This window comes from Candidatus Eremiobacterota bacterium (assembly GCA_031082125.1).
Lineage (GTDB): Bacteria > Vulcanimicrobiota > CADAWZ01 > CADAWZ01 > Ess09-12 > Ess09-12.
In genome coordinates this window covers 33947-51831 of the sequence record JAVHLM010000015.1, presented here as the reverse complement: position 1 = coordinate 51831, position 17885 = coordinate 33947, and the positions used below count along the sequence as shown (strand labels likewise).

Sequence of the window (17885 nt, the reverse complement as noted above, 5' to 3'; positions counted from 1 at the left end):
TCCGCGATTGCCCGGTTCCCCCGATCACTCCCTCCGCCTTGCTCCTGCGAGTGCCTTTAAGAGGGTGCAGGATTATCCCCTGGCACTATTGAATCCATATCTGACCTTTTGCTTATACTCAAGAGCATATCAGTATATCTCTCTTACTCCGAGAGGACCGCCATGCCGGAACCATTGCCAAAGGGAACGGCCCTCAATGAGGGCAGGTACGAAATCACGAAGCTTCTGGGTCAGAGTAATTTTTCCCATATCTACATGGTGAAAGATACAAAGCAGAACAAAACCCTGCTTGTCAAGGAGCTTTTCCTTGGAGACGGCGGCGAAGACTTCGCTGCATTCGAGCAGCACTTCCTCAAGGCTGCTCATGAGCTCTCCTCCATATCGCACCACTGCCTTCCCCGCCTCATCGACTATTTCTCCGACGGGAGCCGCTGCTATTATGTCCGCGAGTTCATCGAGGGGAAAACCTTCAGTGACCTGCTGAAACAGGGGCAGAAAAGCTTCAGCGAAAACCAGCTGAGAACGTGGTTTTCCCACCTCGTGGAGAGTTTTTCCTCTCTCCGCGCGCAGACCCCCCCCCTCTCGCTGGGCCCTGTAAGGCCGTCAAACGTGATAATCACTCCCATGGGGAAAATAAGAATACTGGATTTCGGGATAGACCGCTTCTTCCCCCCCCTCACGAAGAAGGAGGTTTTGAAAGGGAGCATCTCCTCCTTCTCTGCCCCGGAAAGCACGGGAGAGCGGGAGGCGACGGAAAAAGGCGATGTTTACTCACTTGGTGCCCTCTTTTACCATGTTCTCACCGCCCGCGTACCGGGAGGCGAGCTTGATTTCAGCCACCAGGACGAGAAGATGCTTGAGCTTATGAGAAGGCTGGAAGGCCCCCTGAGAAAATCACTTGAGAGCGATCCCGGGAAGCGGTACGACTCTCTCGACGAGTTCAGGAATGACATTGCGGGGGCCTTTGAGAAAAAGGAGATGGGCAATGCCGAGATGGTCACGTCTATCAAGGAGATTGACCTGCTGACCGTAAAGCCCCATGAAGAGATCCAGGGGAAAATCCATGTGATGAATGTGGGAGGGGGTCTCCTTGCGGGGCGCACCTGGGTTGATGCAAACTGGATATCGCTCTCATCGCAGGTCTTTAACGGAAACGACCTGGACATCGGTTACACCATTAAAACAGACACCCTGGAGCTAGGGGTGCCCCATACAGGTACTATTGTCCTGGAGACAAGAAACCAGAAAAAGACAATCCCGGTGAGAATAATCGTGGAGCCCCAGGGATCGCTTGAACTCCACCCTGCCGCCGTGTTCCTCATTTTGCTGCTTATCCCTATGATCTATGCCTTCTTTGTCTCATCGTACCTCACCGGCACTGTCAACTCAGCCCTCAGCCATATAAGGGAGGTGCAGTCGATGCTGCTGCCCGCCCGGGAGCTCAATCCCTCAATAATCTCCCGCCTCAGATTCTCTTCATATCTGCTCTATTTTTTCCCATGGTCAAGCTGCTTCCTTCTCTCCCTCATCTTCATTAGGTTCAAGCCGTCGGCCAGAGTCCGCTTCTTCCCCCTTTACATCCTTGCGCTATCCATTCCCCTTATCTGGTTCTTTGTCAGGCTCTCGCTGGAAGTGCCTCTTCCCCCTTCGCCTGAGATCGGCGCCTTTCTCAAAAACTACGGCCTCACAGGCTCCATGAGCCTTGGCACAAGAATAATGCCCTTCTGCCTCATTGGCGGCTTCAGTTTCGCCTTCTACCTCTCGAGGGCTACAGAGAGTGTCTCAAGGTTCTGCGCCCTGAGGCCTTCCCTTGATTACCTGCTGAACGGCCTGGCCATTCTTGCCTACCTCGGGTATTTCATCGCCGTCATGTTTCTGAGCCTTCCTCTTGCTTCTGCCGTGCATTGAACTGGCTCATGGCCCTCTCAATGCCGTTGGAAAGGAGGGCCTCCAGGGCCTGCACCGCGGTGTTTATGACAGAAGGGAGGACCTCACGCTCCTTGAGGCTGAAAGGCTGGAGCACATACCGCATGGTTTCCGCGCCGGGCGGGAGAGGGCCTATTCCGATACGCATGCGGGGGAATTCCTCGCTCGAAAGCTCCTGGATAATCGAGGCGAGCCCGTTATGGCCGCCGCTCCCGCCGTTTCTCCTTATCCTGATCGAGCCCAGGGGAAGATTGAAATCGTCGCTTACGACAAAGACTGCCGGGGGGGGAATCCGGTAGAAGTCCATAACAGCCTTTACACAGAGGCCTGAGAGGTTCATATAGGTCCCGGGCTTTACCACAATAAGCTTTCTTCCCTCAAAAAAGCCTTCGCCGAGAGAACCCCGAAGGCCCTTTGATTTAAAGGAAATACCCAGCTTGTCGCCAAGCGCATCAGCCACCATGAACCCGACATTGTGGCGGGTATTGGCATATTCCACGCCGGGATTTCCCAGGCTTATCAGCGCAACAATATTCTGATCCATGCCATTTCCTTTGTTGAAAGTATCGGCTCATCATACCATGGCACCCGGAAAGACAGGAAGGACAATTCCCTCTTCCGGTAAAAATATGTGCCAGAGATCCATGAGAGGAGTGGCAGCGATGAACACATACGATAAGGACGGGCCTATCTCCTGCGAGACTGTCGTCGGGTTTGTCGAGGGAAGAGTCTCGGCTCACCACATTCCTGAAGAGATAATCTCCGATATAAGCGTAAGCCTCAGGAGGGACGGAGACAGCTTTGCCCAGGCTTCAAGGTTTGTGAGGATTGACGAGCCTTTTTATTTTATTGTGGAGCCGGGCAGCTATTCTCTGGAATGCCACTTTGACCAGGTGAAGCTGAATACCCCGGTGTTCGCCGTGGGGCCCAGCGAGAGAAAAGTGATACAGTTCCGGTTCATGAACGAGCAGTAAGAGGGTGCGCCTTACCGGGAGCGGGGAGCATCTTGCCGTTCAGAAGATACCTCTTGCCTGCCGGGTGCTGACCTTTTCACGGTATAATGATTAAATAGCAATGGATAATCCAGCATCGTGAGAAGAGGAGCACTGTCATGATTACCGCCCATAATCTCCTGCCTCCTGTCCGGCCTTCTGGAAACAGCAGCCTCAACGCAGAGAAAAGGACTCACCTCACTATCCTTCATATCAATGACCTCCACGGGGAAGTGACAGAGCACGCCCCCGCAGAAGAGGGGAAAGTGGGAGGAATCGCAAGAATCGCGGGAGGGATAAAGGAACTCCGGTCAGGGAACAGCGAGGGAACCATCGTGCTTGACGGCGGAGATTTTTTCGAAGGCAGCTTCTACAGCAAGTTCTCCCAGGGAGAGATTGTGGGAAAATCCTACGAGAAAATAGGCTTTGACGCAATAGCGCTGGGAAACCACGACGTGACCTGGGGCCTTGGCCCCGGCTCCGCCGTAATGAGAGGGGCTGGAGCCGCCATTCTCTCGGCAAATATGAAGCCCCCTGTCAAGGAATCACCTGCCGTGGATCTTATCAGGCCTTATACCGTCATAGAGCGCAAAGGCCTGAAGATCGGCATACTGGGCCTTACATGCCGAGAAGCGGAGACAGCCACGCCTGGACGGGGAGAAATCGCCTTTGACGACCCCGTTGCCGCTGCCAGGAATTTTGTCGGGGAACTGAAAGGCGAGACTGACCTCATGGTGGTGCTTTCCCACCTCGGCTACAGTGATGATGTGAAGCTTGCGAAGAGTGTGGAAGGGATCGACGTGATCGTGGGCTCTCACAGCCATACTGCCCTCAAGGAGGGGGAGATGGTAGGCTCCACCCTTGTCACGCAGGCCGGCGAATATGGAGATTACATAGGGAAGATTGATCTCGTCATTGACGGAGCGGAAAAAACAATTGTCTCCCATCAGGCCAGCCTTGTTCCCGTGACGGAAAATATCCCCGCTGACAATGAAGTGGCGTCAATAGTAGCGTCCTATCTGCCGAAACTGGACGGGATAAAAGACAGGGTCGTGGGCTATGCCGCAGAAGAGCTGGAGAACTTCAGGCACGGTGAAGGCGGGGCCAACACCAACCTGACCAACCTTTTCATAGACTCGCAGCGCAGGGATTCCGACATCGCACTCTCATCGACATTTTCCCTCAGGAAGGGGATTCCCCGCGGACCTATCACCTTCGGCGATCTTTATGAAGCCCACCCTTTTAAAAGATCACTCCTCCAGGTGAGGGCCCAGGGCTCCCAGGTCCTTGAGTTCCTGGAAGAAGGACTTATGGACAAGAACCGTGTCAATGGAAAAATCTTCTCGGGGCTCACTTATGAGTATTGCAGGGAGAAGCCGGAAGGAAGCCGGATAGTTTCTCTCAGCTTCAGGGGAAGGCAGTACTCTCATGAGGAGTTCAGCGGACTCTCCCTCACGGTGAGCATGGATGCCTATATCAAGGAGAAAAAGTGCTTCAGGGACTGCAGGGTGACAAAAAGCTACGGCGATGTCTTCGAGATATTCAAGGGTGAGATAGAGACCCTTGGAACCCTGAGGAACCTCCCCAGCGAGGTGAGGTATGCCAGGGTCAGTGATGACGCTCCCTCCACTGCTGCCGCGTAAACTGCTGCATATACCTGTCAGGTGGTTGACAGCCGGAATGTGTGCGCCCGTGCCGGGCGCACCAAAAAAACAGGGGAGCTCACGGGCTCCCCTGTTCCTTGCCATTCATTGGACTTCCTTACTGGTTCTTATGAAAGCAGTTGCTGCAGAACTTGTCTTTCGCCTCATCCGTCTTCGCGTCACGGAGGGATTTCCTCAGCTTCTCGAGCTCATTGGCCTCGGCTTTCCCTGTCCTTTCAAGGGTGTTGAGCTTTCTCCTGAGGTTTCTCACGTTCTTAATGGCAGGGCACTCGCTCTTCACAAAGGCCCCTTTTTCCTTTTTGAGCGGGCAGGTGGTGATTACCTTCTTGGGATTCTTCTTCTCCATGCGATCCTCCAGTCATCAGTCATATTCTGCTCTTTGTGCGCCCACCCCCGGCAGAGGCGCAGGGTGAGCTGTTCCCCACATTTTCTGGGGAGACCCGGATTATTCCTTCAAGACTCCTCTTTCTCCTTTTTCATGCACTTCTCCCCCGTGGAAGCATCAGGCGGGGCAGGTCCTTCCGGCCGGCCGTCATCATCGTCAGTGACAGGCTCAACAAGCCTGGGAAAGATCCTGATGAGGCATATCTTTATTGACGCCGCGATGGGAACCGCAATGAGCATGCCCAGAAAGCCTAAAAGCTTGCCTCCCGCGAGGAGGGCAAACAAGGTCCAGAGAGGGTGAAGGCCCACCTGCTCACCCACAATCCTGGGAGTGATGACATTGTCAAAGAGCTGGTTTACCAGCAGCATCATTCCCACCATGAAGAGGGCCGCCAGGAGATGGGAATGAGAGGCAGTGAAGAGCCCTATGAGGAAGGCCATCAGAGTGCTCACTACTGCCCCGAAGTAGGGAATGATGCAGGTGACGCCCGTAAGGCAGCCCAGCAGCAGTGAATACTTGGTATGGAAAAAGAGCGACACGAGGGAAGCGCCTATGGTTATGGTCACTCCCACGAGAAATGACACGACGACCTGGCCTTTGAGGTAATTGACAAGCATCACGTTTATCTCATGGGAGACCTGGATAAGCTCCCTCTTGTAATGCTTATGGCCGATAAGGAAAAGGAGGCGCTCCTTCAGGGGATCGATCACGCAGAGAAAATAGAAGGTGAGAATAGGCACGAGCACAAGGGCTATCACGTGGGATAAGGACGAGAGGGCCCAGTTGCTGATTCCGCTGAGGATCCGTACCGAGTAGCCGGCAATCTCCTCCTGTTTGGCCTGCAGATACTTGACGACAGACTTCTCGTCGCCGAAGTGTTCCCTGAGAACGGGGTAACGCTTGGTAAGGCCCAGCCAGAAAAAGGAGAGGTTCTCTATCAGCATGTTCTCCTTCTGCTTTTCCTTGATTTCTTCATCGGAGAGGGTCCTGAACTTACTGAGAGGTTCTGAAGCCGGTTTCGATGAAGGAAGAGGCGCCATACTGGCTGGTGAAGGCGAGGGTGAGCCCTGATCCAATGAAGGTACCGGCAGGGATCCCGTTGAGGCAGATGGCTGACTCCCCGCTGGTGGTGCCGCAGTCGGGTATGCAGGCGAGGAAGTGAGCAGGGGAGGGGGGATGACCTGTGGTGTGCCCTGGGGCCCGTCCTGGAGATGCCTGTTGTATTCCTCCTCCCCTTCCTCATGGACGGTGTCCAGGTAGCGGCTGATATTCCGCTCGATCTGGCGCATCTGCCTGAATACCGGGGGTACCACAAGAAGGAAGAACAGGGCGATAATGAGGAAACACAGCAGGTAGACCTTGAGAATCGCAGCGATCCGCCTGTTTCCTCTCCTCTCAAGATAATCCACGAAGGGGTCGAGGAAATAGGCGACGACAAAGCTTACGATAAAGGGCATCAGCACGTCGTTGACCCTGTAGAGTATGTAGCAGCCCAGGGCAGCGAGAATCCAATAGAACCACTTTGGGATAGGAAGGGCCGTGTTCGGGTGATCCTCGTGGGCTTCAGCGGGAGCGGCTTCCCCCCCGCCGGGGGGGGCTGCAGGGCTGCCGTCAGGATCAGGCGGCGCCGGCGGAGTGCCTGCCGGAGACTTGTCATCAGGTTTTGCATCCATAGTCGTGCCCCCCTCGCTTGAGCTAATACTCAGTATGATACAATGGTTACGGCCATAAGTCAAGGAATCCTCCGCCAATCGGAGCCTGGAGCCTACAGCTTCATTTTATGCTTTATCTCCATATAGGTCTTTATGAGCATCGGCGCAAGCCTTGCCGGATCGCCATCTAAGACCGTCACCCCGCCGGTCCTCATCCTGGCCGTAAGCACCTGCCGCTCCCAGAGCAGCTCCTGGGCGAGAGCCTTCCTGTACACCGTGCCCGAATCCTCAGGGAAGGACTGCGCCGTTTCATGGAGCCGGGGATTGCCAAGGAGCACGCAGAGGGGGAGATGCCTCGGATAAAGCTGCCTGATGTGCTCCACGGCAGCCCTGGAACTCTCCTCTCCCTGGAAATCGGTGAAGAGCACCACGAGGCTCCGCTTCCTGTTCTTCAATGCAAGAAAATCGGCCAATACGCCGAAATCAGGCTCATCGCGGGAAGTGGCAAGATCCCGGACCCTGGCAAGCATCGAGAGGAAATGCCCCTTCCCCCTCCCGGGCGCCATATAGGGACCTATCTCGCGGGAAAAAGTGACAAGGCCGACGCGGTCATCCTTTTTCATTGCAACGTACGAGAGGAGCAGGGCGGCATTGAGCGCGTGATCGAGCTTTGCGAGGCCATGGATCTCCTCCTCCATGAGTCTCCCCGTGTCAAGGGCCAGTATGATCTGCTGGGAACGGTCAACCTCGTAATGCTCCGTTATCAGGCGGCCCTTCCTTGCCGAAGCCTTCCAGTTTATCGTCCTGAAATCATCATCTCGATGGTATTCCCTCAATGACTCGAACTCCGTGCCGCCGCCGAAAAACCTGACAGGCTTCATTCCTGCTTCCTGGAGCCTTCCCTTGATGGCAAGAAGCTCATATTCCCTCACATTGGCTATATTGGGAAGCACTTTTACGGTCTGCCGGGCACTGATGGTGAACTGCCTGCGCACGAGGCCGAGAACGCCCTCAACGCGGATCCACAGGGAGCCGAACTGATAGTCGCCCCTCCTGAGAGGCTTCGCTGAATAGAAACAGGAAGCACTTCCTCCCGGCGGCACTGCCGCGGAAAGCTCCCGGGTGGAAACCTCCCACCCGGGGGGTGCATCGTCACAGATCGTCACTTTCGCCGGGAGCGCTCCCTGGTTTGAGACCTCGATCTCCACGGTGTTCTCATGGCCCACCGAAAGGGGGCTCATAACCCGGCGCGCCACAAGAATCTTCCTTCTCGAAGCCGTGAGGATGCAGTCCCATAGCACCAGGACAAGCCAGCACCCGTCAAAAACGGCGAGGCCCCCGAGTGGTGAAATCACCGGCGAGAGGAGCCACATGAGGGCTCCCGCCAGGGCAAAGAGAAGGAGCGATCGAACCGTGAAAACCATATGGCTCCCTTCTATCGCGGCACATTCACCTGTGCCACGATGCCCTTGAGGACGCTGTCGGCGGTGATGCCGTCAATTTCAGCCTCGGCCTTTACCATGACCCTGTGGCGGAGCACCGGACAGACCAGGGCCTTGACATCATCAGGGATCACATAATCCCTTCCCTTCAAAGCCGCCAGGGTCTTGGAGGAGAGGAGGAGCTGGACGCTCCCGCGAGGGCTTGCACCCATGGAGAGCTGGGAGCTTTTCCTCGTGGCACGCACCAGTTCCGTGACATAATCAATCAGAGGCTCGGTGACTGAAACTCTCCTGATCAGCTCCCCCGCCCCGTCGAAGGCCTCCCGCCCGAGGGGATTGATGCCGGCACGGGCAAGATCCCTTGCGTCGAATCCCTCATGGTGCTTCCTGATCACCTCGCGCTCCTCGTCAAAGGAGGGATAGGAGATGAGGATCTTCATCATGAAGCGGTCAAGCTGTGCCTCGGGGAGGGGGTATGTGCCTTCGAACTCAAGGGGATTCTCAGTGGCACACACCATGAAGGGCTCCGGGAGCTTTATGGTCTCGCCCTCAATGGTGGCCTGTCTCTCCTCCATGGCTTCCAGCAGCGCCGACTGGGTCTTGGGAGGAGTCCTGTTAATCTCATCGGCCAGCAGGAAGTTGGTAAATACAGGGCCTTTCTGGAGCTTGAACTCCTGGGTTTTCATGTCGAATATGTGGGTTCCCACCACATCGGAGGGCATGAGATCAGGGGTGAACTGGATCCTGCTGAACTGCCCCTTGAGAAGCCAGGAGAGCGTCCTGGAGAGAAGGGTCTTGGCCGTTCCCGGCACTCCCTCCAGCAGCGCATGGCCTCCTGAGAAAAAGCACACCGCAAGCTCCTCGATCACCCTGTCCTGTCCGACAATCACCTTTTTCATCTCTTTCTGCAGCGTCTCATAGAGACGCCCGAGCTCTTCGTGCGTCATGTCACTCTTCCTTTCCTGCCGCGGCAAGTTTTTTCGCAAGGCCAAGAAGGGTCTTTTCATCGAGTGCCTTTCCCTTCAGCCTCGTCTGGCATTCTGCAAGAACCGCACCGATTTTCCCTTGATCGGCCTGTAACCTCTCTGCCATTCGCTCTGCCAGCACTTCATCAGGTGATTCTGGCGATATTCCGAGAAGCCTCGCCATGGTCCTCCTGAAGTTTCTCACAAGCATGGAAAGCACAGAATGGCGGGCCTGAGCTTTCTGATAAATGCCGGCCATGGTGGCGACATATTCAAAAGAGCCCCGGCCGGCTTCTGCGGAAAGAGGCACCGGCGCCGAGCACCTCCTGCTCACGCTGTAAAGGAGCATCAGGATAAGAATGATCACCTGGAGGAGGAGCAGTTTCACTGAGAGCGGGATAATTGAGAGGAAGGACTTCTCATCTGAAAAGCCGTGGTGGTATTCGTCAAAGAAGAGAGCCTTCCCCGGGGGGGCAGTCCTGAGGCAATGCACCGAGAGGATGGCGTTGTCGGCTCTTCTTATCATCTCATTGGAAAATATCTCTGGAGCGGTCGTGGCAATCACCTTGCCTGAGCCGTAAGATTTCATGGCCATGATGGTGCCCCTCCCGTCGGCGAGAAGAGGCTCGAAGGCCCCTTTATCCTCGCTCGTGAGTCGTATGCCTGTCTTTACCATGGCCTTTGCCACTCCGGCAGTGGAGGCAGAGGGAACGGGTGCGACCTCCTCTGGCGATGCAAGGTCGCCCGTGGCCTTCACCGTGAAGCCGAAAATCCTGAATACATCGTTGTTCTCTATGTCAGCGACAAGGAGCACCCCTCCACGGTGAACGAATGAGCGAAGCCATATGAGCTCATCGCTGTCATAAGGGGTAAGGGGAGAGAGGATTATCACCGTGCCGGCTTCCATCCCGAGGCAGGAGAGCTTCACCTCCGCAATTGAAGGCCTGCACCCCAGCTTCTCAAGGAGAAGATAATAAACCTTGCCGCCCCACCGGGAGGTGCTGTGCACGGAGTTATTTACCGGGACTGTGCCGTCGCCCTGCTTCCCGCCCAGCAGGAGGAGCAGCACAATGGCTGTAATGGCGCATACCAGGGAGAGAATCCTGCCCTTGTTCATCATAGCTCCCTTTTCAGGCCTTCATAAAGGTCCTTGAAGCCGAGGAAGGCTTCACGGTCTGGAGCCCCCTTCCCGTAGAAGCTCTTCTCATAGGAAAGAAGAAGGGCCTGGAGGCTTTCCCTCCTGCCGAGAGTTCCTTCCCTCTCAAGCAGCATCCCGAGCTCCCGCACCGTGAGGGAAGGTCCTATGCCGGCGATGCCCTTCCTCTGGAGTATGTAAAGAAATGAATGGAACATCTCTGCCATGGCCATGAGATACTCTCCCGAGGCCTCGCGCTCCCGGGCCCTCTTTTCAAAGTCTGCCCGGGGAACGGGAAGGGGCAGGCTTTCCTTCTCCTCCTCCCTTATCTCGGTGACGACATTCTTTTTCAGGTTCCTGTAAATATGGAGTATGAGCAGTACCATAAGCACGATCACCATGAAGACAAACAGGTAAAAAGGGCGCTCCCCTGCCGCAAGCGGCCCGAAGAGCAATTTTAAGAAAGCAAGGACACGGCTCCACACTGAGGCGAGAAACTCAAGGGTGTGCTTCACCCATGGAAGGGCGAGAAAATTCTTCAGCGCCTCTCCGAGGTAATCAAAGGCATTATGGCTCTCCGAAGGCGCTGAAAGGTGCTCGAACTGCTTCTGCTGCAGTATCTCGCCGAGGGCGCCCCTTATTCTATCTGACTCCTCTGCTGCCCCGTTCACCGGATTAAATCCCTCCATCTGGAAGTACGGCACCTTTTTGAAGGCTCCTGGCGCATAGAACAAGATCATAGGCTTCTTGCCACACCACGCTGTCATAGTAAAGGAAAAGCTCTCCCAGGGCTGTCACGGGAAGAAACGCAGCCACGTAGAGCATTCCCGCGAGAGGGAAAAGAGAGAGAAGGGGCACCGCGGTGCCTATGACGAGGCCATGCAATGATATCCAGACAATCAGCGCTTTTGCTCCCATAGACCCTGTGAGATGCCAGCTCCGCCTGAGGCCCCCTGCAAATCCCCGGCCCTCTGCTACCATGGCGGGGATCACAAGGCATGATCTCACTGAAAACCAGAGGGCAGCCGCCCCCGATAAAGCCAATGCCAGCAGCACCGCCAGCATGGCATCATTATACGCCAGCTTCCTGGAAGAAAGGCTCTCCGCGACGAGCAGGGGCACAGCGATAAAGAGGGCGGCAATGCACAGCAGCAGAGCGGAGTAAAGTGCAAGAGAAGGAAGCTTTCCCGCGAGGGCCCTCAGATTCCCCCTGAAAGATCCCTTCTCTCCCGTCACGAGGTCCCTCCCCGGCATGGTGACAATCCATTTTGCCAGGGTATAGGCGCAGAGTGACAGAAAAAAGAAGGGCAGCACCGAGACAAGCTCCTTCAGGGAATTTTGAAAGGTCACGGCTGAGCGGAAAGAAAGGGTCTTGAGGTATGCGCTTCCTGCCAAGAGAGGGGGGGCCTGCACGATGAGGGCTGAAGAGATGAAATAAAGGGCTTTTGACCAGAAGCACTCCACGGCGGCATCAAGAATATCGGCTACGGTGAAGGCTCGGAGTTCCATCTCAGTCACCTTTCGCGGCGCGGAAGCCGGTGTAAATCAGCCGCGTTCTTCCTTCACGCCTGTCCCGGTAAAGCATAAGCGTAGTCCCCTCCTTCTCTCCCGGCCTGAGCCCCTGCACCACGGTAGGGCTGTCGGTGATGATGATGTTCCTTCCCTCGGTGGTGGCAAAATCCTTTATGGTGATTTTTTTCTTTGCTCTCCGGTAGAAGAGCACGATCTCGTCCATGGAATCAAGGGTGTACATTTCAAGCACGGTCTGCGAGATCTCATTGTCATCGGGATTATGGCCTCCCCCCTCACCGTACCTGAGGACCGACGCATCTGGATAGAGAGGGAGAGAAAATGAGGTCCTGCTCAATTTCCCCCCGGGAGGACAGGGGGGCAGCGGGCCCAGTTCCGACGGTGACGGCTGAGGCCCCGCACTTCCAGGCGCTGAAGAGGATATCCTGCGCCCCATCGTGCAGCCTGCCAGGAGGCAGGCACTGCAGAGCGCCACCAGTGCAAAAGTGAGAACTTTCCGTGCACATTCCATCGAAGGGCTTCAACTTTCCCCGCAGGGTCTTTCCCTTACCGGCGTGCTTCCCATGAATCGCCTGAAGGCATCGTCTCTCGTGGGAAACTCCCCGCGCCGCACCACTTTTCCCCTGTCCTTCAGGGAATTGAGGGTATCGGCCTTGGGGGGATGGATGATGGTCGTCGTGGGAACAAGAAGCCCCGCGATGGCCGCAGTCTGGTAGTTGGCCAGAGTGCCTGCGATGAGGGCAAAGACTCCTATCCTGGCAAGATCGGAACGGCGTGACGGGGCAAGGACCCCTATGCCGCCGATCTGGATCGCGATGGAAGAGAAATTGGCGAATCCGCAGAGGGCATAGGTGGCAATCACCACCGAGCGCGGCGACAGGTTCACCACATTGTCCCTCAGAATCGCCGAGAGGTCGCTGTAAGCCACGAACTCGTTGATGACCAGCACTTTCGCCAGAAGGTTCCCGACTACCGGGCAGTCTTTCCAGGGCACTCCCAGCACCCACGCCACAGGCGAGAAGAGGGTCCCGAAGACTGTCTCAAAGTTGAGGGTAACGGTGGTATGGAAAAGCATGCCGAAAAGGTTTCCCGTCCATTCGAGGCAGTAGTTGAGGAGAGCAATGAGGGCGATGAAGGCAAGGAGCATGCCGCCTACGTTCAGGGCAAGCTGAAGGCCTGTTGAGGCGCCGTTGGCAGCGGCATCAATTACATTGGCGTCATTTTTTGGAAGATCCATCTTCACCGTGCCCATGGTCTCAGGCTGCTCAGTCTCAGGCATGATTATCTTGGCCATCATCAGCGCTGCCGGTGCCGACATGACGCTTGCCGCCAGGAGGTGCCCCGCAGCGTCGGGAAACATTGAATTGAGCATCCCCACGTAAGCGGCCATCACGCCTGCGGCAATGGTGGCAAATCCTCCCGTCATGACGGCCAGGAGCTCCGACTTTGTCATGGACTCCAGGTAAGGCCGTATGAAGAGGGGCGCCTCCGTCTGGCCCACGAAGATGTTCGCCGAGCCGCAAAGGGTCTCGGCGCCGCTCGTGCCCATTATCTTTATGATCCCCTTGGCAACAAGCTGCACTATCTTCTGCATGATGCCCAGGTAATAGAGAATGTTCATGAATGACGAGAAGAAGATTATCGTGGGAAGGACCTGGAAGGCGAAGATGAAGCCGAAGCTCTTAGTGTCAGTCACAAGGCCGCCGAAGAGAAATGAGGAGCCTTTCGTGGTAAAATCCAGGAGCTTCACCACAAAGGTATTGATAATGGAGAAAAAGATCTGGCCCGGCGCCGTCTTCAGCACTATGAGGGCGAAGAGGAACTGGAGTCCCAGGCCGCTCGCGATTATCTGCCACCGTATCTTCCTGCGGTCCCTTGAGAGAAGGACCGCAATGCCCACTGTCACCACGATCCCTAAAAGGCTCACCAGCTGCCCGAGAGGAGAATCTGCCATGATTTCTCACCTGCCGCTTAAGAATAGGGAAGCACCCCGAGGGGTCCTTCCCTATCATTCGTGATCGTGCCGGTGATTCCTTTACAGGGGCCCTATTTCCCGCCGGTAAAGGTGCGCAGCAAGAGCGATGACGAGTTGCCTCCTGCCGCGAAGCCGTTCAGGGAACTGGTCATGAAGATGCCGCGGAGGTCATCGCTGGTGCCCGAGGTCTGGGAGGTCCACGTCGAGCCGCCGTCGCCGGTGGAGTAAATCCTGCCGCCGAGCCCCACGACCCAGCCGTTATTCGCGTCGGCAAAGTAGACTCCCCTCAGGCTCTCGGTGCCGACGGAGGGATTCAGCGCCCAATTGTTGCCTTCATCGCTGGAAAAGACTACGGTACCGTTATCCCCCACGGCCCATATGTGTGCTGAATCGAAATAGCAGACCGCGTAAAGATTTTCCTTGGTGGGCGGACTAAAAGCATAAGCCCATCTTCCATTGTGCTTATTGAATATTCCCCCTTTAAGGCCTACTACCACGCCTTCATCAGCGCTCGCCATATCAACCGCTCTCAAATCACCTGGTGCATAATCAAACTGATTACTCGTAACGATCCATGTCGTACCACCATCGGTGGTGCTGTATGCGGGTGAATCTCCCCCGCGGTCGCCAACCACTGTACCGATATTGCTGTCTGAGAAGGAAACGCCGTAAAGGGGCTTGGTGGCCGGTGATTCCTGCGCTGTCCAGTCTGATGCGGTGGCGCCCCCATTAGTGGTTTTATAGATCATCGCACCGGACGACCCACCCACGGCCCACCCGGTGGTGTTATCCACCATGGAGATGCCGTAAAGATGATCGCTCCCCTTGGAGAAGCCGCTCCAGTTGTTTCCCCCGTCGGTGGTGACGCTGATCTGCCCGTTTCCTCCCACGGCCCAGCCGGTGCTGGCACCTGAGAAAGTGACGGCGTTGAGAGGATTGCCGCCCGTTCCGGCAAGGGTCTGCCAGGGTGTCGTGGCAGGCGAAGGCGATACTGACGGTGAGGGAGAAGGTGACACCGAAGGCGAAGGAGTGGGCGATACTGAAGGCGAAGGAGTGGGTGATACGGTCGAAAGGGCCATGTTCATCTCAGGGTTCTCGCCTGTCACGACATCCACGTCCGAGGAACCCCATGCGATTGCCTGACCCGATGCATTGTCCGCTTCAACCCTTACGGTCTTCCAGCCGATGGGCACGTTCTCTACCGTTGCCGTGGCTTCAACTCCCGTGGCAGGCTTGTCAACGCGCACTGAGGGCACAACACTCTCTGTGGTGCCCTGCTTGCAGACGCTGACGGTAAAATAAGAGGTGTCCGCAGGGACCTCGCGGAGGATGGAGCAGCTTTTCCCTCCGGGGGCCTCGCTCCTGACTGCTACGAAACCGCGTGTGCCCTTATGGGGGAATGAGAGCTTGATGACAAGCCTGGCTGTACCGGCAGTACCTCCCCACAGGGAGTTCAGACCGCTTCCATTCCCTGACGGGTCCCCGCCGCCTCCAGCTACTCCTGAGCCGCATCCCCCCGCCAAAAGGCTTATCGTGTAGAGAACAATAAAAAAAAGAGAGAGCTGAGCTCCAAATCCCGAAAATAACGAATATTTCTTTTTATTCATCTTGGCCCACCCTTTCGGATAAATATTGGAGAACAGAAATTCCTTTTCATTATATAACAGATCCTGTTTCGAATCAACACCCGCAGAGGAGAATTTTATCTCATCGCGCGCGACTGTTCAATTCTGCGCGGCATCGGTGGTGCCGACAATGATTTTGCGGGCCTTGCTGCCGTCGGCAGGGCCCACGATGCCCTTGCGCTCCATCAGGTCAATGAGGCGACCGGCGCGGGCATAGCCAATCTTGAGCTTTCTCTGCAGGATCGAGACCGATGCGTGGCGCTCGGCAAGGATGATCCTGAGGGCTTCCGGGTAAAGCTCATCCTCGCTGTCATCGTCTTCGCCGCCTTCACCGCCCGAGGCGATGTCCCTGGGCTCAACGGAGATAGGCACGAGGTTATCAGGGGGAGGCTGCTCCTGCCAGAATGCCACTATGGCTTCTATATCCTCGCTGCTTATGTAGGCGCCCTGGACCCTTTTCGGGGCGGCGGCATCGCTGGGAAGATAAAGCATATCGCCCTTGCCCAGCAGCTTTTCCGCCCCGACCCTGTCGAGGATTGTCCTGGAATCGACCTGCGAGGTGACGGCAAAGGCAATCCTGGACGGGACATTCACCTTGATGAGGCCTGTAATGACGTCCACGGAGGGGCGCTGCGTGGCGAGAATGAGGTGGATGCCGGCGGCCCTCCCCAGCTGCGCAAGGCGGCAGATGTGCTTCTCCACGGACTGGGAGGAGACCATCATGAGATCGGCAAGCTCATCGACTATGACAAGAAGGTAAGGGAGAGGCACTGGAGCCTTTTTATTGTATTCAAAAATATTCCTCGCCTTTACCTTGCTGAACTCATCATAGCGGCCCGCCATGATTTCCGTCATCTGCTGCAGCACAAGGGTGGCTATCTTGGGATCGGTGATGATTTTCTTGTCGGGAGTGGCCTTGATATCGATAAGGTGGGGAATGCCCTCGTATATCGAGAGCTCGACACGCTTGGGATCAATCATCACCATCTGCACCGTCGTGGGAAAAGCGTGAAAGAGGAGGCTCGCTATGATGCAGTTCACGCAGACACTTTTTCCTGAGCCGGTGGAGCCCGCCACAAGGAGGTGAGGCATCTTCACCAGGTCTCCTATGATGGGCTTGCCCGTAATATCCTTCCCGAGGGCCACGGGAAGGATGAGATCCCTGCGCTGGAACTCTTCTGCCGAGAGCATCTCCTTGACAGTGACCATGTCGATGCGCTCGTTGGGTACCTCTATGCCCACGCAGGATTTGCCGGGGACAGGAGCTTCTATCCTTATCTGCGCCGCCAGCACAAGGGCAATGTCGTTCTGCAGGCTCGTGAACTTGTTCACCTTCACTCCCGGGCCAGGCTGGAGCTCATAGCGGGTCACCGAGGGCCCTCTTTCGATGTTGATGACCGATGCCTGCACGCCGAAGCTCGCCAGGGTGTCCACAAGGATCCTGGAATAATCGCGGGGGCTCTTCTTCGATCTCGGGCTGTCCACGTCTTCAAGCATCGTGAGGGGGGGGATCTTGTAAGCATACTCCCCTGCCTCATCAGCCTCTGTCTTTCTGGCCTTCCCCTTTTTCACTTTCGGCGGAGCCGTATCCTCAGGGGTCTGATCTTCTTCGAGCTTTTCATCTTCCTCATCGTCATAGTCTTCTTCATCTTCATAGTCGCCGCTTTCCTCTTCGCCGCCGGAGACGCTGGTCCCCTGGAGGTTCATCGATAAAGAGACCTGCGCGGCAGCCCTGAGGTCTTCCACTATCTCTTTCCCGTCGCGGGGTGTCCTGTCACCCCACTTCAAAGTCTTAAGGAGGGTGCCGGCACCCCTGCCAAGGGCCGTGGCAGCGGCAGCGATGATCTTCCAGAGGAAGCCCAGCGCCTTGGCGAGAGCTTTCCCAAGCTTTATGAGAAGATCTATGATGTCCCTTACGGAGAGGCCCACGAAAAGGAGGAGCGATGCCATGCATACTACGTCCATGATAATATAGGTCCCGATTATGCCGACATTTTTCACCATGAGGTCCTTGAGGGTCCTGCCCCAGATACTGCCGCTTCCTCTCATGAGGTTTCTCATCACCTCGGCGCTCCATACACAGACCAGCACGAGCAGTGAAGTGAGAACCAGTACCCGCATCCTGAAGGGGTAGATGAACCTGGCACCGATGATTATAACCAGGAAAGGCACGCTGAAGCCGGCCCATCCCATGAGCCCGTTGATGGCCGAGCCCAGTTTGTAGCCTATATTCCCCGAGAGCACCGGGTTGATGGTGCAGTACATCAGGAAAAATCCCGCAGCGATGAAGAAAATCCCCAGGATTTCGTGCCATGGGAACTCCTTGCGCGGCTTTTCCTGCTTCGCCTGGGACGTCTTCTGCTTCCGGGTCCTTGGCGCCGCTCCCGTCCTGCCGTTGCCGCTCTTTGATTTGCCGCCTGCTGTACCCTGTGCCATAGGGCCATAATTCTCCCTGGCCATGAAAATCCCTGCAGGGAAAAATGGAATTCGAAGCGTTGAAATCAAGAATTAACGCCGATCATGGAGGAGCGTCACTTTGCCGCCTGCTCGAGGGCATATTTTTCTCCACCGCGCTCCCCGGCGAAAGATGGCGC

At 56.1% G+C, this 17885-nt stretch carries 15 protein-coding genes; 3 read left to right on the top strand and 12 right to left on the bottom strand.

Features of this window, described 5'->3' with window-relative positions; genetic code table 11:
• The first annotated feature begins 162 nt into the window (after nucleotides 1–162).
• On the top strand, nucleotides 163–1908 hold the full coding sequence (locus RDV48_16730; protein MDQ7824449.1) for a protein kinase: 1746 nt from the start codon (nucleotides 163–165) through the stop codon (nucleotides 1906–1908).
• Here RDV48_16730 and pth read toward each other — a convergent pair.
• Nucleotides 1868–2470 carry an aminoacyl-tRNA hydrolase gene (gene pth, locus RDV48_16725; GenBank protein ID MDQ7824448.1) on the bottom strand — a complete coding sequence of 201 codons (603 nt, stop codon included), beginning with the start codon at nucleotides 2468–2470 and terminating at the stop codon, nucleotides 1868–1870. The genes RDV48_16730 and pth overlap by 41 nt on opposite strands.
• Nucleotides 2471–2588: 118 nt before the next feature.
• On the opposite strand from pth, the gene RDV48_16720 reads away from it, so the two are divergent.
• Together RDV48_16720 and RDV48_16715 are read left to right on the top strand one after the other, a co-directional pair.
• A complete protein-coding gene (locus RDV48_16720; protein MDQ7824447.1) occupies nucleotides 2589–2900 on the top strand; it encodes a hypothetical protein in 312 nt (103 codons plus the stop codon).
• Nucleotides 2901–3037: 137 nt separating this feature from the next.
• Nucleotides 3038–4561, top strand: coding sequence for a 5'-nucleotidase C-terminal domain-containing protein (locus RDV48_16715; GenBank protein ID MDQ7824446.1), 1524 nt, complete (start codon nucleotides 3038–3040; stop codon nucleotides 4559–4561).
• Between the two features lie 118 nt (nucleotides 4562–4679).
• Here the strand turns inward: RDV48_16715 and RDV48_16710 are convergent, their stop codons facing one another.
• The 11 genes from RDV48_16710 to RDV48_16660 form a co-directional block, all read right to left on the bottom strand.
• Complete coding sequence (locus RDV48_16710; GenBank protein MDQ7824445.1) at nucleotides 4680–4928, bottom strand: hypothetical protein; 249 nt, start codon at nucleotides 4926–4928, stop codon at nucleotides 4680–4682.
• Between the two features lie 107 nt (nucleotides 4929–5035).
• Nucleotides 5036–6640 carry an AI-2E family transporter gene (locus RDV48_16705; protein MDQ7824444.1) on the bottom strand — a complete coding sequence of 535 codons (1605 nt, stop codon included), beginning with the start codon at nucleotides 6638–6640 and terminating at the stop codon, nucleotides 5036–5038.
• A gap of 92 nt (nucleotides 6641–6732) precedes the next feature.
• On the bottom strand, nucleotides 6733–8043 hold the full coding sequence (locus RDV48_16700) for a DUF58 domain-containing protein (protein MDQ7824443.1): 1311 nt from the start codon (nucleotides 8041–8043) through the stop codon (nucleotides 6733–6735).
• An 11-nt stretch (nucleotides 8044–8054) separates the two neighbouring features.
• On the bottom strand, nucleotides 8055–9008 hold the full coding sequence (locus RDV48_16695) for a MoxR family ATPase (GenBank protein MDQ7824442.1): 954 nt from the start codon (nucleotides 9006–9008) through the stop codon (nucleotides 8055–8057).
• Nucleotide 9009: 1 nt separating this feature from the next.
• Nucleotides 9010–10146: a DUF4350 domain-containing protein gene (locus tag RDV48_16690; protein MDQ7824441.1), complete on the bottom strand. Its 1137-nt coding sequence runs from the start codon at nucleotides 10144–10146 to the stop codon at nucleotides 9010–9012.
• Nucleotides 10143–10850, bottom strand: a complete 708-nt coding sequence (locus RDV48_16685) for a hypothetical protein (protein MDQ7824440.1) — start codon at nucleotides 10848–10850, stop codon at nucleotides 10143–10145. Before RDV48_16685 ends, RDV48_16690 begins: the two co-directional genes overlap by 4 nt.
• On the bottom strand, nucleotides 10837–11670 hold the full coding sequence (locus tag RDV48_16680) for a hypothetical protein (GenBank protein MDQ7824439.1): 834 nt from the start codon (nucleotides 11668–11670) through the stop codon (nucleotides 10837–10839). Before RDV48_16680 ends, RDV48_16685 begins: the two co-directional genes overlap by 14 nt.
• Nucleotide 11671: 1 nt before the next feature.
• Nucleotides 11672–12028 carry a hypothetical protein gene (locus RDV48_16675; GenBank protein MDQ7824438.1) on the bottom strand — a complete coding sequence of 119 codons (357 nt, stop codon included), beginning with the start codon at nucleotides 12026–12028 and terminating at the stop codon, nucleotides 11672–11674.
• A 183-nt stretch (nucleotides 12029–12211) separates the two neighbouring features.
• Nucleotides 12212–13645, bottom strand: coding sequence for a NupC/NupG family nucleoside CNT transporter (locus tag RDV48_16670; protein ID MDQ7824437.1), 1434 nt, complete (start codon nucleotides 13643–13645; stop codon nucleotides 12212–12214).
• A 92-nt stretch (nucleotides 13646–13737) separates the two neighbouring features.
• Nucleotides 13738–15273 (bottom strand): hypothetical protein, encoded by a 1536-nt coding sequence (locus RDV48_16665; GenBank protein ID MDQ7824436.1) that lies wholly within the window; start codon nucleotides 15271–15273, stop codon nucleotides 13738–13740.
• A gap of 117 nt (nucleotides 15274–15390) precedes the next feature.
• Nucleotides 15391–17727 carry a DNA translocase FtsK gene (locus tag RDV48_16660; protein ID MDQ7824435.1) on the bottom strand — a complete coding sequence of 779 codons (2337 nt, stop codon included), beginning with the start codon at nucleotides 17725–17727 and terminating at the stop codon, nucleotides 15391–15393.
• Nucleotides 17728–17885 lie beyond the last annotated feature (158 nt).